The following is a 15,320-nucleotide window of genomic DNA, read 5'->3' on the forward strand; positions in this document are numbered from 1 at the left end:
GTGTTTTCTTTGCCGCGGGCGACGGTTCAGCCTCCTCGTTCGTCCCTCACTGTGGGGTCTTCACACTATCGCTATTCCCGCAGGAGTCTCCGTGTATTTCTTACGCTGAATGTTGTTCACTATATCCTGTGAATTAGCATATATTACGGCGAAAAAAAGCAAAATTTTTGAAGCATTTAAACCAGCAGCTGGAATATGCGAGACTCCTGTGGGACAGCGAGCTTAAGAGACCCCACAACGAGCGTTTTTGGCGAGTGAGGAGGCTCGTGGCGAGCCCACGGAAAGCGAGTATATTCCAGCTGCGTGGTCAGAAAGCAACTTTAATTCTGCTTCGCTATTTATAGTTTTTTGTTAGACACAACAATTTTTTATAGAGCTTATTCTCCTCCGTGATTGCACAGCCGCTCGCTTCAAAAGTACGCAGCATCGGAGTATTTTTTTTACTGGTGCTTCCAATGTAATACGAGGCTTCAAAGTAATCCTGTAATACGGCTAGTGCCTGACGGTGCAATGGTTTACTCTTACCTTTCCCCCGCTCCTCAGGTAGCAGGCCGAAATAAAACAACCGCCCTTCATCAAATGTACCCGGCTCGATATGCGGCATTACCACGCCTATTGGATTATTATTCTCATATGCCCCAATGCACGAGTCCCTATATCCCGGACCCAGTTCTTTCTCAACGCTTCTCATCTGCTCATCCATGGTTAATGAGGTAGGAGCGTTCGGTGACTCCGCCATTGCCGCGCGCCAAACATCCATAAATTCCTGAACCGTAATCTCACCTATCGATTTGAAGGTAAAATACGGCTCGTTATCGAGAATGATACCTTCTAGACTTTTAAAGACATTGATTACCTCATCGTGCAAGGTGAAACCATTTTTACTGAGAACCACGTCTACTTCGGGTGGGAATTTACTATTGATTAGAATATTGATATTTGGTATGGCATCAAACGCCAGGTCTTCGATAAAATGCTCAATAAATGATTGCAATTCAGCAGGGCTTAGCGCTTTGGTATCCTCAACTGTTACGAAATTCTCCCCCTCGAGTATCTTTACCTTCTCATAAATGCTTAGTCGATCAAATGCTGTTTGATTCCTTCCAAGACTCATTGACTGATTCTCCCCTATGGTTAAGCCATTCATCCCTCAAAATACTCATTTCAAATTGGCTCCAGTATTCCTCTCCAACCTTACTGGCATCCCTAAGCAAGCCCTCCTTCTGAAAGCCTGCACGTTCATAACAGGTGATTGCCGGCGCATTGAAATCATATACCCCAAGGCTGACCCGGTGCATATTCAGTTCCTCAAATGCAATCTTCAGGACCTGATTGATCATTTCCCTGGCAATTCCCTGTCCCCGATAGTTTTTATCTCCAACAAGAACCCGTCCAATACGGGCAGACTTATTCTTCCGGTCAATCCGGTTAAGGGAAATATGTCCAATTGCCCTTCCAGAAGTTTGGTCCACCGCCTTATACTCTAAAAGTTTTGAGTCTTCGTGATTGGCATTATTTATATTGTCAAAGAGCTGACTTTGATCAAGCGGATAGCTGAATTGATGTGCTCCACCCCATTGAAAAAGCAGTTTCTCGGAATCCAGCCAGCCGATCAGCTGGTCAAAATCTTCTTGGTTAAAATAGTATAATTTAATCATTGGAACTCCTCTTTTGTTTTTTTTCGACGGATACCAATTACGCGACCCACTTCTTTCGGTTTTTCAGTTGGGGTATGGTTTTCAGCCAGGTTCTTAACATTTTCTAATATTTCACTTGGAAAGGGTGCCGGCCTTCCTTTCGCTTGGTTCATTCCCATTAGCATTTGTTCACTTGTCGCTGCACGCTTGCCGTCTTTTCCATATAGTTCATAGAAAACATGGGCCCTTTTTTCATCATAGTCGATCAGTTGCAACGTTACTTTAAAAGCTTCACCGCGTTTCATCTCGGCTAAATAGCACACATGATTCTCCATTGTAAAAATTGTATACTGAGTCTTTTCCCGGAATTCATCTGTTATCCCAATGAGTTTCATGAACCGGTCAACTCCCCAGCTGAACGCCTGCACATATTTCGCATCGTTCATATGTCCGTTATAGTCAATCCATTCATCCCTGACATTGTCTTCGATAATCACCTTTGGCTCTCCCATATGAAATCCCCTTTCTTTTTTAAAAATTTTACCGTCTGGAAAAAAGGATTGCTACTAATATGGTTGCTAATGAGGTATAACCTGCCGGGATTATCAAATCATATAACAAGAAAGGATTGAGATATAATGAACACAAAACTGATTGATTGGCCAACATTTATCGGCGCACTTGTGTTACTTCTTTTAGTAGCTCTCCCATTAGTTTTTTACCCTGAGGCCGGCAAGGAATTTGTAAATATGGCGAACGACTTCATGACAGGCAATTTCGGGTTCCTGTATTTACTGATGGGGCTGCTGGCATTTGCTTTTCTCCTATTCGTTGCTTTCAGTAAAAACGGTAAAATTAAACTTGGCAATAAAGAAGCAGAAAAGGAATTCGGAACAATTTCCTGGGCTGCCATGCTGTTTGCCGCCGGAATAGGCTCCAGTATTTTGTATTGGGGAATGATTGAGTGGGCCTATTATTATCAGGGTCCTCCATTCGGAATCGAAGCAGGTACACAGGAGGCCATTCAGTGGTCACCGGCATATGGGATTTTCCACTGGGGACCAATTGCTTGGGCAATTTATACCTTGCCGGCACTTCCTATTGCTTATTTTTACTATGTGCGAAGAAAACCAGTACTTAAGATAAGCGAAGCTGTCCGGCCAGTATTAGGGCGTTTGGTTGATGGGCCACTCGGTATTACCATTGATGTTCTGTTTATATTTGGATTACTGGGTGGAGCCGGAACTACGCTGGCCCTTGGTACACCTATGATCGCAGAAGGAATCAATGACCTGACCGGAATTCCAATCACACTTGGCCTAAAAACCGGGATCATGCTGTTATGTACAATTATCTTTGCAATCAGTGCCTATTCTGGACTAAGACGCGGGATAAAAGTGTTAAGCGACATTAATCTGTGGCTGGCCATTTTTGTTCTTCTGTTTATCTTTTTCTTCGGTCCTACTTTATTTATCAGTGAAACAACATTCACAAGTATCGGACTGATTGCGGATAATTTTTTCAAAATGGCGACATGGCTGGAGCCATTTGCAAATGTAGAAGGGTACAGTGAAACCGGATTTCCTGAAGCATGGACTGTATTCTACTGGGCATGGTGGGTTGTTTATGCACCATTTGTCGGCCTATTTGTTGCCCGGATTTCACGAGGACGGACGATTAAAGAAATGATCCTTGGTACGATGATTTATGGAACGATAGGCTGCATTCTGTTCTTCGGCATTATGGGAAACTTCGGCCTGTACCTACAGTTAACCGGAAGCTTTGATGTAATCGGGTTTATGGATCAAAACGGGGCCCCAGCAGCCATAATTGCAATTCTAAATCAGCTCCCAATGGCAGATGTAATGGTTGCTGTGTTTACTATCCTTGCCATCATCTTTTTGGCGACGACCTTTGATTCATCATCGTACATTCTAGCCGCAGTGGTACAAAAAGAAGTGCATTCGGAGCCATTACGCTGGAACCGACTGTTCTGGGCGTTTACCCTTTGCCTGCTACCATTGGTTTTAATGTTTGTAGGCGACCTGGAAACTTTGCAGACAGCCAGTATTGTTGCTGGGTTCCCGGTAATTTTCATTATGTTCCTACTCGCCTGGTCATTTATGAAAGCGTCTAATGAGGACATTAAGGAATCACGTAATTATGAACCGCCGACTATCCATATCAACCGCCGGGAAATAGTGGAGCGGATACGCAAGAGAAGAAAAGAACGTTCAGCACTTGAAGCGCTTGAGGACAAGCAGGTAGATGACTGACAATCATGCCGGGCTTTTGCTCAGCATGATTGTATGTTACTGAGCAGTATATCCGCCATCCAGAACAACTGCCTGACCTGTTACGCCCCGTGCCTTTTCACTGGCTATAAACATCGTATAGTCAGCGATTTCCTGCACATCCAGCAGCCGTTTCTGAGGAACAAGTGGATATATCACATCCTCAAGTGCTTTATCCAATGTGACACCACGGTTTTCTGCAAGATCAGCTAGCTGGTTACGGACGAGCGGTGTATCGACATACCCCGGGCAAATCGCATTTACGGTAATTCCATGCTCTGCTCCCTCCAGTGCTGCAACCTTAGTTAATCCAATTACTCCATGCTTGGCACTGTTATAGGCAGCTTTGCCGGCAAACCCAACAAGACCGTTAATCGATGCCATATTGATAATACGTCCAAATCCTTGCTGCTTCATGAACGGGAATACTTTTTTCGTTGCCATAAATGGAGCAATTTGCATAACGTTTATCAGTTGTTCAAACTTCTCTGTCGGAAATTCTTCAATTTCGTCAATGTGCTGCAGACCAGCATTGTTGATCAGAACATCAATCCGCCCATAATTTTCCACAGTCAGATTTATTGCATGCTCCAGTTCGGCTTCATTGGTAACATCACATTTTATTCCGAGACAATCATATCGCAGGTCTAGTAAATGCTGTGATGCTTCTTTTACGCCTTCCTCATTAAGGTCAGTGATTACCACTTTTGCTTCATTTTCCGCAAAAGCCTCTGCCAGTGCGAAGCCAATCCCGCTTGCTGCTCCGGTAATAAATACAACCTGTCCTGATACCATATACAAAGCCCTCCTGATTTTATATATATATTTATTCTAACTTATTTGGTGCGGGGTACCAATTATTCACTTTTGAGCCCAGAATGTCGTTCGCATGAAAAAAGAGAATTTGGATAAGGTAAGAGAAAAGCACAAACAGCTATAAGCAACGAATAAAGAGGATTTAGGAAGTTTTTTAGTTGCTGGTCGCAGAACTAGAAAGGGGGCTGAAATTTTTGGAACATACATGGCTTTCGTTAATCCCTTTTTTAATCGTTATTGGTTTATCCATCTGGTTAAAAAAAATACTACCCGGACTTGTACTGGGATTGCTTGTCGGAGCCTTATTGGTGGAGTTCAGTATTCTCGGTGGCTCTCAGGAAACTGTACAGTACATCGTTACGACACTTTCCGATGAAAACAACATAAAAATTATCGCCTTTTTATACCTATTTGGTGGACTAGTGGGTATGATGACTATTTCCGGGGGAATAAAAGGTTTCTCCCAGTGGGTCGGCACGAAGATTGACTCGCAGCGTGGTCTCCTAAGCCTAATATGGCTAACATTGCCGTTCACTTTCATGATGCCAATGTTCCGGATTATGATGATCGGCCCTGTTGTAAAATCGCTTATGGAAAAAATGAAAATGACCAAACGAAAAGTTGGATTCACAATGGATGTATCCACAAGTTCGGTCATTGTTTTGCTACCGGTTGCCACAGCTTTCGTCGGCTTCATGGTGTCACTCGTGGAGGGAGGCATTCAAAAACATAACCTCGAACTGGAACCATATGAGGTATTCCTGCTGAGTATACCGTTTAACTTTTTTGCGATTGTAATGCTGATTATCGGCCTGATCAGAACATTTTGGTCATCAGGGGAAAAACAAGGCACTACGAACAAGAAAAATAAAGAGGAAGATCTTCACAGGGGAGGTATTGAAAAAGAACTATCAATGGTTAAAGCTCAACCATGGAATCTGATCGTTCCGTTATTTCTGTTGCTGGGATTGTCCCTCTTCCTGTTGTGGGAGAATGGTGTCTCAAAAGGTGCGGAAACTGTATTTCAGGCATTCTCCGAGGCAGATGCAACGTTTGTCATGCTACTCGCGATTTTTATTACGCTTGTAATTACCTTTATATTTTACATGATTCGCAAACAGCCAATAGGCGAGATAATATTCCATTTCTTTGATGGAGGGAACCAGCTGATGCAGGCAATCATTCTACTTGTGCTTGTATGGGCACTGTCACTAGTTGCTGAAGATCTTGGCTTCTCACAGTTTATCAGCTCCACACTTGGTGCATTTCTCCCTGCGTTTACCATTCCGGCAATTATTTTTATAATCGGAGCAGTGGTCAGCTATTTTATTGGTTCCTCCTGGGGGACATGGGGTCTGTTCATGCCACTTGGGATTGCGCTGGCCGTTTCAACCGGTGCTTCTATTCCACTTACGGTTGGGGCTGTTTTTGCGAGCGGCTCATTCGGCGCTATGACTTCTCCGCTTGGTGATACAACCATTACCACAGCATCCATTCTGGAAATGCCACTAGTGGAATATGCGCGATACAAGCTGAAACTTTGTGCAATTGGCGCAGGAATAGCTGCTGCTATTTACCTCGCTGTAGGATTCTTCTTTGTATAGTAAAAGGTGCCGCTGGGATGCTGGCACCTTTTTACGGATAAAGTATTTACTGCAAATGTTTTGGTGATGGCTTTTTCGGCTTATTTTCATCTAGCTCAGTAAAAATATTTGGTTGCTCCGGGTTTGGCATTGACTGATTCGCTGACTGGGCTTTTGCTATCTGGTTAAATGCTTGGTGGATTTCATTAGAAAGTTGTCGCATTTCTTTTTTGGTAGCAGGCTGTTCCTCTTCTTTCAATGTGAATCCAACCTGTCCATTTGGTTCAAGTGTGGCCCACTCGACGTCCTCCAAATGCAATACATTCTGTAATCGCAGGTTCATTTCAAGCTGATCAACGGTAAGGCGAAGTTTTTTCATATTATCTTCTTTCAGCTGCCCGTTTTCGATTAAAACAACTGACTTTCCGATTATAACCTTTTCAAATGCGTTACCTTTAACCTGGGCATATTCCATAACTAACAGTGTTAGAACCAGGACGCCCCCTACCGCGAGTGTTTCCCATACACTATTACCGGCAACCGGTTGGATCAATAGGGATCCGATTCCAATCATGATAACGGTCTGTGGCAGGGTCATTTGTGAGATCGATTTTCGTCCGGCCAACCTGAGTAGCATTGTACCACCGACGACAATTAAAATGGCTTTCCATATCCAATCAAGTTCCATAGTCTGCCTCCATTTATAGGATTCTACCCGCTTAGTTTTACAGAATAAGCGATTAATATACCTATCCGTATTCGAGTAAGAAAGTTTATAACTTTTTCTATACGAAAAAAAGAAGCCCAAATTACGGACTTCTCTACTAATTCACTTATTCATCTTTGCAAAAAAATCACCTAACGGATCATCATCCTCGGGTTCAGTTTCTGGCTCTTCTTTTCCCTCATGAAGGGTATCCAGCTCACCAAGATCGAGCGAATCAAGATCGAATTTCTCATTAAATTTCTCATTTTCCGGTTCAGGAGCGCGTTCATCCTCGTCATCCAGGTCCAAGTCCTGCATTATTTCATACCCATTATTGTTCATAGATGCCATTAGCGTGGTTGCCCGCATGGGATCCTGTAGAAGCTGATACAATATGCTGCCAATCAGGGCTTCTGAATGCTCATGCTTAAGCCAGCTTTTCTGTTCTTTTGTAAGCTGACGGGGTAACGGGATGGTCAAGGTTTCCCTGTCTCTGGAAAATGACTCATTCACGCCGCGCAGCACGTATTGGGCAATCACACTGGAAAAATTACGCCGCTCCGTCTCCTTCAATTTCTGCAGCTGTTTCAGCAGATAGTCAGGGGTATCGGAAGGGACTCGAAATGTAATCGATTGTCCCCGTTCTATGCTTCTTTTAGATTCCCGCATTCTATCACCCTACTTTTCTTTAGTTGCAGCAGCTTGTTCCTTTGTTTCCTTTGCAGTGGTTTTATTTACAAAATCAGTTACCAACTTATAATAAGCGTTTGCCATCATCCAAATACTCTCGTTTTCGTCCTCGAAAAACTCAATATTAAAGCCATCGAGTTTGTTGTTGAGGGCTTTCAGATAATCTTTAAGTACTGCAGAACCACCGCCGACAAAGTAACAAATTTCGGACTGTGAGTTGCGCTGCCAAACATTTCTTAAGTAACGGTATTCCTTTTTGGCAAGTTCAAGTAGAATACGATCTGTAATGTCGTGTACGTTCGTCCGGCTTCCTTTGACCATAATATGATGACGGTCGTTTTTCCGCGTGATAATATCGACGACATCACGGCGGCTATCAAGTTCAACCCCATGTCTGGTGCGGATTTCTTCCCTGATTTCCTCAAGAGACTCAGCCACGCCCAGATGGAATCCCTGTGCTTTGTCATCGTCCACATTGCGGTTACGGATAACTGCTATATCAGTAGAAAGTCCACCAATGTCTTGAATAAGAATCTGTTTATCTATGAGCTCCTTATTAATGATGTTCAAATTATTATCCATTATCAGATTCACATATGCTGCGAAACCTTCTGGATAAACTTTCACTTCATCAAACTTAATGTTAACTTTTTTCCCTTGGTGCTGCGGTGTTACAAGAAACTCCACCTGATGCACGGAACCGAGTAACTGTGAGCGGTATCCTACATCTTTTCCTTCTTTTACTTCACGCAATGGAAGTCCTGTACCTAATGTGTAATTAGCATCGATCACATCGTTCTTTGATGCCTTAAATGCTTTACTGTTTACTGCATCAAGTGCAATCGAAGCAAACAGCATTACAAGTGTTTGATCTTCTTCCGATTTGCTGCTTCCCGGATCAAGTTCTGTAGAATTGTTTGTCTTCGTTGCCAGATTACCAACACGGTATACCGCATTGTTCTCTTCTAGGGCAGGTGAGTGCACTTTAATATGCAGATTATCAATCGGATCCTTCTCATCTAAGTCCTCTATCCCAATTACCGGGCGATCTTCCATGTCCCTGGCTATTACATTAGGAATATAGTATTCATTTTCCATTTTTCCAAAGTTAGCTTTTAATGCATCATTTCCTACATCGACTGCTGCTATTCTTGATTTTGTCATGCTGGCATTTCTCCTCTCGTGAAAATGACTTACACTATTAATCTAATATATTTGGCCGTATATAGCAATCAGACTTTATTCGTATTCTTTTTTGTGTACATGTATTCTTTTACGCAAGCGTTGATACATCAGTTTGTGTACATATTTGTTTACAAGCACACCAATTTGCAAACATATTGTGTACACAGTGTATACATGTGTTCAAATTTGTATACATTGAATAAAGTAATTATTTTTCTCATATAAAAAAGATTTAGGATGATAGATTTCGGGTAAGAAAATAGAAAACCACAGATTAAGGGATGGATTATATGAACTTCATAGAAACACTTGTAAGTAATGTATCAGGATTTTTATGGACCTATCTATTATCGATAATCCTAATTTTTACTGGTCTTCTCTATACGATCAGGTTAAAATTTTTTCAGTACCGTTTTTTCGGGCATGTGTTCAAAAATACGATAGGACAAATCTTTAAGAAGAATAAAGCTAAAGGTACAATAACACCGTTCCAAGCGTTTACATCGGCTCTAGCTTCAACAGCGGGTGCAACTAATATAGTAGGTGTGCCAGTAGCCATTGCACTAGGAGGGCCTGGAGCACTATTTTGGATGTGGCTGGTAGCTTTAATCGGAATGGCTACAAAGTATGCAGAAATTACTCTTGGGATTAAATATAGGGAAAAAAATAAAGAAGGCGAATGGGTAGGCGGTCCCCAGTATTACATACGAAAGGCACTGGGGTGGAAGAAAGTTGCAGCTTTATTTGCCTTTCTCCTGATGCTGGAGATATCACCAAGTATTATGGTTCAGGCAAACTCAATCACAACACAGGTTGAAGGTGCATTCGGTTGGCCCGTTGAGATGACAGGAATAGCTATTGCAATTATCATCGCGATTGTAGTATTCGGAGGGATTAAACGGATTGGACGGGTAACCGATAAGTTCGTCCCGTTTATGGTCGGATTCTATTTACTTGGTGGCCTGATTGTTATAGGGGCCAATGTAAGTGAACTACCCAACGTTTTTGCATTGATTTTCACACATGCATTCACACCGATATCAGCAGCAGGTGGATTTGCAGGAGCCGGCATTGCCCAAGCCATTCGCTGGGGAATCGCACGCGGGTTATACTCAAATGAGGCAGGTATGGGAACCGGACCAATCGCTCACTCTGCTGCACAGACTGACCACCCTTCAAAACAGGGGTTATGGGGAATTTTCAGTGTGTTTGTTGATACAATCGTTATATGTACCATTACCGGTCTAACGGTTCTTGTGACGGGGACCTGGAAAGAAGTCGGTGCCAGCAATGCATCCACTATGATCTCTAATGCTTTTGGAAGCTTCTACGGAGAAACTTTTGGCAGCTGGTTTGTGGCATTGTTTCTATTATTTTTCGTGGTTACGACAATAGGTATTCTTATCTTCTATGGAGAAAAACAGGCAGAGTACTTATTTAACTTAAAAACCGCCAAAATCATGCGTTTTGTATATTTGATTTCAATTTATATCGGGGCAATTGGCGGTCTTCAGTTTATGTGGAAGATTCTTGACCTGATGCTAGCTTTTGTGGTGCTTTGTAACGTTATACCACTGATTTTCCTCAGTAAAGAAATCAAACAGATTACCGAAGACTATATTCACCGTGTTTACCGCCAGAACAAAGGCGAACCCTCGGTAAAACTATTCAGTGATCAATAGAGATCAAAAGAGGCCTTCCCCTTTATGGAGAAGGCCTCTTTTAATTAAAACTATAAAACTTTCGATCCCAGTGACGGTGGGCAGCAAGTGCTTTAACAAAGTCCTTGCCAAAGTTCTTCATATCTTCTGATACAACTACACCTGAGCTTTCCTTCATATCAACCGTTAGAAGATCCTTACCTTCATGTGTGGCACCTATCGGTTTGTAATGACTATATGCCTCGTTTACAAAGTACTCAGCTTCTTTTCTGAACTTACTGTCAGTATTCTTCCCTCCGACAACGTATACAGCATCATACAGAACAGACTCTGCACTGTAAAACGTATCATCAACTTCCAGTTCACCACCATCGTCGGATTTTACCTTGCCAAGCGTTTTTGCGATGACATCCGTATCTGCATCAGCTTTTTCAAGCCCTTCAAGTACTCCTTCTACTTCCTTTTTCGCAAATCCTTCCGCAATCAGGACTGCAACTTTACGTGTATCCGGCTTCTTCGGCGAATTTTCCTGACTTAGTGCTGGCGATGACTTGGTAACAGTGGAACCGCCTTGCTCAGGAGGTTCAATTCCAAGGTTCGCGGAAATTGCCTGTGCAAGCTCCATGCTGACATTGGCAAACATATCAACTACCTGGCGGCGGACAGACTCACTTTCCACTTTTGTAAGCTCGAAACTGAATGCCTGTTTGATATGTTCTTTCTCCGGATCACTCATACTGTTCCAGAAAAGCGTAGCTTGTGAAAAGTGGTCTTTAAAGCTGTCACTTCGAGCCTGTATTTTTCGTCCGTCCACTTTTTCATGATAGTGAACATAGCCACCTTCTTCAGGTGTAGATGTCTCAGGAGTATTATCAGCAAGTGAGTTTTTGTGATAACTTACCTGACCTTTGTTTATTGTTTGGCGTCCATACCCATCGCGTTGATTATTATGGAACGGACATACTGGACGGTTTATCGGCAACTCATGGAAGTTGGGTCCGCCAAGACGGATTAATTGGGTATCCGTATAGGAGAACAGCCTTCCTTGCAGCAATGGATCATTAGAGAAATCGATGCCAGGTACCACATGTCCAGGGTGGAAGGCTACCTGTTCGGTCTCTGCAAAAAAGTTATCAACGTTGCGGTTAAGCGTCATCTTGCCGATCAATTTTACTGGTACATCTTCTTCCGGCCATATTTTTGTAGGGTCCAGTATATCGAAATCGAACCTGAACTCCTCCTCTTCAGGGATTATTTGCACACCGAGTTCAAATTCAGGATAGTCGCCATTTTCAATTGCTTCATATAAATCAACTCGATGGAAGTCGGGATTTTTACCGTTCAATTTCTGCGCCTCATCCCAAACTACTGAATGGGTACCAAGTACAGGCTTCCAGTGGAATTTAACGAAATGTGATTTACCTTCTGCATTCACAAATCGGAATGTATGAACACCGAAACCCTCCATCATCCGAAGACTTCGTGGGATTGCCCGATCGGACATTGCCCACATAACCATATGTGCTGATTCCTGATTGTTGGCAACAAAGTCCCAAAATGTATCATGCGCTGTAGCGGCTTGTGGTACATCATTATGTGGTTCTGGCTTTACTGCATGGACAAAGTCCGGGAATTTTATTCCATCCTGAATAAAGAATACAGGCATATTGTTTCCTACTAAATCGTAATTTCCTTCTTCTGTGTAAAACTTGGTCGCAAACCCGCGGGCATCACGTGGCACATCAGCTGATCCACGGGAACCTTGCACGGTGGAAAACCGAACAAACACTGGTGTCTTCTTGCCCTTCTTGGAAAGGAAATCGGCTTTCGTATATTCTTCCATGGATTCGTATGCCTCAAATTCCCCATGAACGCCGACACCACGAGCATGTACAATCCGCTCAGGAATACGTTCATGGTCGAAGTGAGTCATTTTCTCACGGAAATGAAAGTCTTCCATTAACGTTGGACCACGCTCACCAGCCTTCAGGGAAAACTCGTCTTCTGACACTCGAAGTCCCTGATTGGTTGTCAGCTTCTTACCTTTATCATCCGAACGAAATTGTTCAAGCTGCTCGTCCTTACTGTTACTATAGTGGTGGTCACTCATATTATAGTTCTCCTCCCCTATCGATAGTTGTGGATTGTAGAAGCCACGTAATTATTTACCCGAATTTTAGATAGAAAAAACTGGTAATAACCTACTATTTTTCTCTATCATTTTTGTAAAGTTATGGTATGATTAAGAAAATTACTTGCAATTTAGGAACAAAAGCCCAAGCATCCACTTGGCGGCTGACTGGACTGAGTCGCTTGACACTTGAGCTTGAAAATAGCTAATACAGTTGCTCAATTACACATAGAAAAACCAGGGGGGGGAGCGTACTTTATGTTGCAGATCAGAATCTTTGTCAGCTTATTGTTTCTGGCATCAGTCAGTATTGCTTTGTACTCCGGGTCCATAAATGTAAATACTACCCTGTATCTTAAAACGCTTGGTATATACTGGCTATTTGCTACGCTTTATTCCCACCTTGGTGTGATCGTTAAAAAGGGAAACACGAATATCGACTATGGTATATCTTATAGTCTCTCAGTCGGGCTTTTTGCTGGTCCGCTTGGTCTCTTTATATATGAATCTCTCTACCGGTTTACGGTTTATTTTATTAGACGAGTGACCAACACTGCTGACCCTGATGAACTGCTGCATACCTTTTATAATATCGGTTCATTTGTTCTTAACGGTTCCATTGCTTATTACCTGTATCTTAATCTGTATCCTGTGTTTAATTCAATCCCGTTTGGTTTCTGGTTGCTGATTATTTTGCTAATGTGTGTAATAGCTCTATTATCGGATATGTACCTGATTGTGCTGTTCTCCTTTATGGGAGATATTAAAAATGTCCAGGATGCGATTGAATTTGTAAAAAGCAGAAGTTGGGTTGACCTTGGTAAATCAGCATTCTCGAACGGACTATTATTTATCCTTCTAATTGAACAGCGCTGGGAAATGCTTGTCGCTCTGTTCATTCTGAATTACTTGGTCAGCAGGTCATTTGTATCCAAATCGCAAATCATACAGAGTAAATTGGAGCGAGATAAATTCGAACAAATGGCATACACTGACTTTATGACCGGTGTCCATAACCGTGCATTTATGGATAAAAAAATGAAAGAGTTAGGGACATCTGGAGAATATCTTGGAATTATCGTTGCAGACATAGATAAATTCAAACAATATAACGACAGCTATAACCATGCCATTGGCGATAAGATCATTCAGCACTTTGCTAATAATCTCAAAAGCCATTTGAAAGAAGACGACTTTCTGTTCCGTACCGGTGGAGAAGAGTTTACCATCTTTTTACGCAATAAATCGTTTGAAGAATGCTCGGAGCTTGTGGAAAAAATGCGTTACAGCGTTATGTGCAGTCCGGTTAGCGCCGAATTTAAATCTCAGTATATTTCCATAACATATACCGCTTCATTCGGACTATATTACTATAAAACAAGTGAATATCTCCCGATCGAGAAGGCTTACGTCAATGCCGATCACCTCTTGCTGAATTCCAAGGAGGACGGAAAAAACTGCGTCTCGGTCAGAAATGGGATAACCGATCTCCCATTGTCGGTAAGATACTCCGAATAAGAACTTAATTAATGAAAGACCCCGTTTATGCGGGGTCTTTTTTGGTGAGTTCAGTGGTTTGGGAGCTCGTCGGTGAATATACCGTCTAATTATCAGGCGAAAACCATTTTTCGAGCTCCAGTCCATCCATCGCTACCTCGATATATGATATGCTTTTCGTGTAACAAGGAGGCAGCCATGATGAACAGGAAAAAAGGTATAACTTTCGTATTAATAGGTGCGGCAAGCTTTGGATTTACACCAGTTTTTGTGAAATTGGGATACCAATACGGCTATACACTTGGACAAATCAATATAGCCCAAATGACGGTGGCACTCGCCCTGTTATGGGGAATCATCTTATTCAGACGACCTTCTGTTAAGAGTTTGAATACACTCTCTGTACTAAAGATCTTTATGACCGGTTCGTGCGTGGGTCTCACTAGCATCTTCTATTACGGGGCAATGATTTATCTGCCGGCATCCATGGCCATAATCCTGTTATTTCAGTTTGTATGGATTGGGATTATACTCGATTGGGTGATAGGCAAAAACAAACCTACACGGGCAACATATCTTGCTATTGTTCTCATTATTTTCGGAGTGATCATAGCGTCCAACATAACAGCAGGCAATGCGGGGGATTTCTCTGTAATAGGCTTCTTGCTCGGCATTTGTTCTGCATTTTCGTATGCTGGCTTCATCTATTTCAGCGGTAAGACAGCTATCAAAACAGACCCCCTGCTTCGGAGTGCACTGATGGTCACTGGATCGGCATTGCTGATTCTACTGGTATTCGCTAAAGAAATGCCTGCTCTTCCGGTTACTGAGCTTAATCTGTGGAGTACCGCCGCCGGACTTGCTTTCTTCGGTGCTGTTATGCCGACGCTGCTGTTTGCGAGTGGGGCCCACCTAATATCAGGCGGACTCGCCAATATACTGAGCTCAATAGAACTGCCGGTGGCCATTATTTCTGCAAGCATTATTCTGTCCGAAACAATCACTACAGGACAATGGACAGGAACCATACTAATCATTATGGCTATCATCCTGAATGAGTGGAGAAGCCTGCCATTTCCTATTAGAAAAAAACGACATTTACCTCGTTTGTAACATTATA

At 42.6% G+C, this 15,320-nt stretch carries 13 protein-coding genes; 5 read left to right on the forward strand and 8 right to left on the reverse strand.

The window, feature by feature from the left end; all coding sequences use genetic code 11:
* Positions 1-334: 334 nt before the first annotated feature.
* The 3 genes from ACFO3D_RS08315 to ACFO3D_RS08325 are packed head-to-tail and all read right to left on the reverse strand — an operon-like array spanning position 335 to position 2,149.
* A complete protein-coding gene (locus ACFO3D_RS08315; protein WP_390294707.1) occupies positions 335-1,114 on the reverse strand; it encodes a GNAT family N-acetyltransferase in 780 nt (259 codons plus the stop codon).
* On the reverse strand, positions 1,083-1,658 hold the full coding sequence (locus ACFO3D_RS08320; protein ID WP_390294709.1) for a GNAT family N-acetyltransferase: 576 nt from the start codon (positions 1,656-1,658) through the stop codon (positions 1,083-1,085). The genes ACFO3D_RS08315 and ACFO3D_RS08320 overlap by 32 nt, the downstream gene beginning before the upstream one ends.
* Entirely contained in the window at positions 1,655-2,149 is a 495-nt protein-coding gene (locus tag ACFO3D_RS08325) for a thioesterase family protein (RefSeq protein WP_390294711.1), read from the reverse strand. The genes ACFO3D_RS08320 and ACFO3D_RS08325 overlap by 4 nt, the downstream gene beginning before the upstream one ends.
* Before the next feature lie 126 nt (positions 2,150-2,275).
* Between ACFO3D_RS08325 and ACFO3D_RS08330 the strand changes: the two genes are divergently transcribed.
* On the forward strand, positions 2,276-3,913 hold the full coding sequence (locus tag ACFO3D_RS08330) for a BCCT family transporter (protein WP_390294713.1): 1,638 nt from the start codon (positions 2,276-2,278) through the stop codon (positions 3,911-3,913).
* 36 nt (positions 3,914-3,949) lie between these two features.
* Here ACFO3D_RS08330 and ACFO3D_RS08335 read toward each other — a convergent pair whose 3' ends face one another.
* On the reverse strand, positions 3,950-4,726 hold the full coding sequence (locus tag ACFO3D_RS08335; protein WP_390294714.1) for a 3-hydroxybutyrate dehydrogenase: 777 nt from the start codon (positions 4,724-4,726) through the stop codon (positions 3,950-3,952).
* Positions 4,727-4,941: 215 nt separating this feature from the next.
* On the opposite strand from ACFO3D_RS08335, the gene ACFO3D_RS08340 reads away from it, so the two are divergent.
* Positions 4,942-6,351: a Na+/H+ antiporter NhaC family protein gene (locus tag ACFO3D_RS08340; protein ID WP_390294717.1), complete on the forward strand. Its 1,410-nt coding sequence runs from the start codon at positions 4,942-4,944 to the stop codon at positions 6,349-6,351.
* A gap of 46 nt (positions 6,352-6,397) precedes the next feature.
* Here the strand turns inward: ACFO3D_RS08340 and ACFO3D_RS08345 are convergent, their stop codons facing one another.
* The 3 genes from ACFO3D_RS08345 to ACFO3D_RS08355 all read right to left on the reverse strand — a co-directional run bounded on the left by ACFO3D_RS08345 (position 6,398) and on the right by ACFO3D_RS08355 (position 8,890).
* The gene (locus ACFO3D_RS08345) at positions 6,398-7,018 is read right to left on the reverse strand and encodes a DUF421 domain-containing protein (RefSeq protein WP_390294719.1); all 621 of its coding nucleotides are present in this window, start codon (positions 7,016-7,018) and stop codon (positions 6,398-6,400) included.
* Positions 7,019-7,159: 141 nt separating this feature from the next.
* Positions 7,160-7,705, reverse strand: coding sequence for a hypothetical protein (locus tag ACFO3D_RS08350; RefSeq protein ID WP_390294721.1), 546 nt, complete (start codon positions 7,703-7,705; stop codon positions 7,160-7,162).
* Between the two features lie 9 nt (positions 7,706-7,714).
* Positions 7,715-8,890 carry an Alp7A family actin-like protein gene (locus tag ACFO3D_RS08355; RefSeq protein ID WP_390294723.1) on the reverse strand — a complete coding sequence of 392 codons (1,176 nt, stop codon included), beginning with the start codon at positions 8,888-8,890 and terminating at the stop codon, positions 7,715-7,717.
* 311 nt (positions 8,891-9,201) lie between these two features.
* Here ACFO3D_RS08355 and ACFO3D_RS08360 point away from each other — a divergent pair, with 311 nt between their 5' ends.
* On the forward strand, positions 9,202-10,593 hold the full coding sequence (locus ACFO3D_RS08360) for an alanine/glycine:cation symporter family protein (RefSeq protein WP_390294725.1): 1,392 nt from the start codon (positions 9,202-9,204) through the stop codon (positions 10,591-10,593).
* Positions 10,594-10,633: 40 nt separating this feature from the next.
* On the opposite strand, the gene ACFO3D_RS08365 is transcribed toward ACFO3D_RS08360, so the two are convergent.
* Positions 10,634-12,682: a catalase gene (locus tag ACFO3D_RS08365; RefSeq protein ID WP_390294728.1), complete on the reverse strand. Its 2,049-nt coding sequence runs from the start codon at positions 12,680-12,682 to the stop codon at positions 10,634-10,636.
* Between the two features lie 279 nt (positions 12,683-12,961).
* On the opposite strand from ACFO3D_RS08365, the gene ACFO3D_RS08370 reads away from it, so the two are divergent.
* Both ACFO3D_RS08370 and ACFO3D_RS08375 read left to right on the forward strand, forming a co-directional pair.
* Complete coding sequence (locus ACFO3D_RS08370) at positions 12,962-14,221, forward strand: GGDEF domain-containing protein (RefSeq protein WP_390294730.1); 1,260 nt, start codon at positions 12,962-12,964, stop codon at positions 14,219-14,221.
* A gap of 180 nt (positions 14,222-14,401) precedes the next feature.
* Positions 14,402-15,313, forward strand: a complete 912-nt coding sequence (locus ACFO3D_RS08375; RefSeq protein WP_390294732.1) for an EamA family transporter — start codon at positions 14,402-14,404, stop codon at positions 15,311-15,313.
* Positions 15,314-15,320 lie beyond the last annotated feature (7 nt).

Origin of the sequence: Virgibacillus kekensis, from assembly GCF_042654125.1 — a bacterium.
Taxonomy (GTDB): Bacteria; Bacillota; Bacilli; order Bacillales; family Amphibacillaceae; genus Lentibacillus; species Lentibacillus kekensis.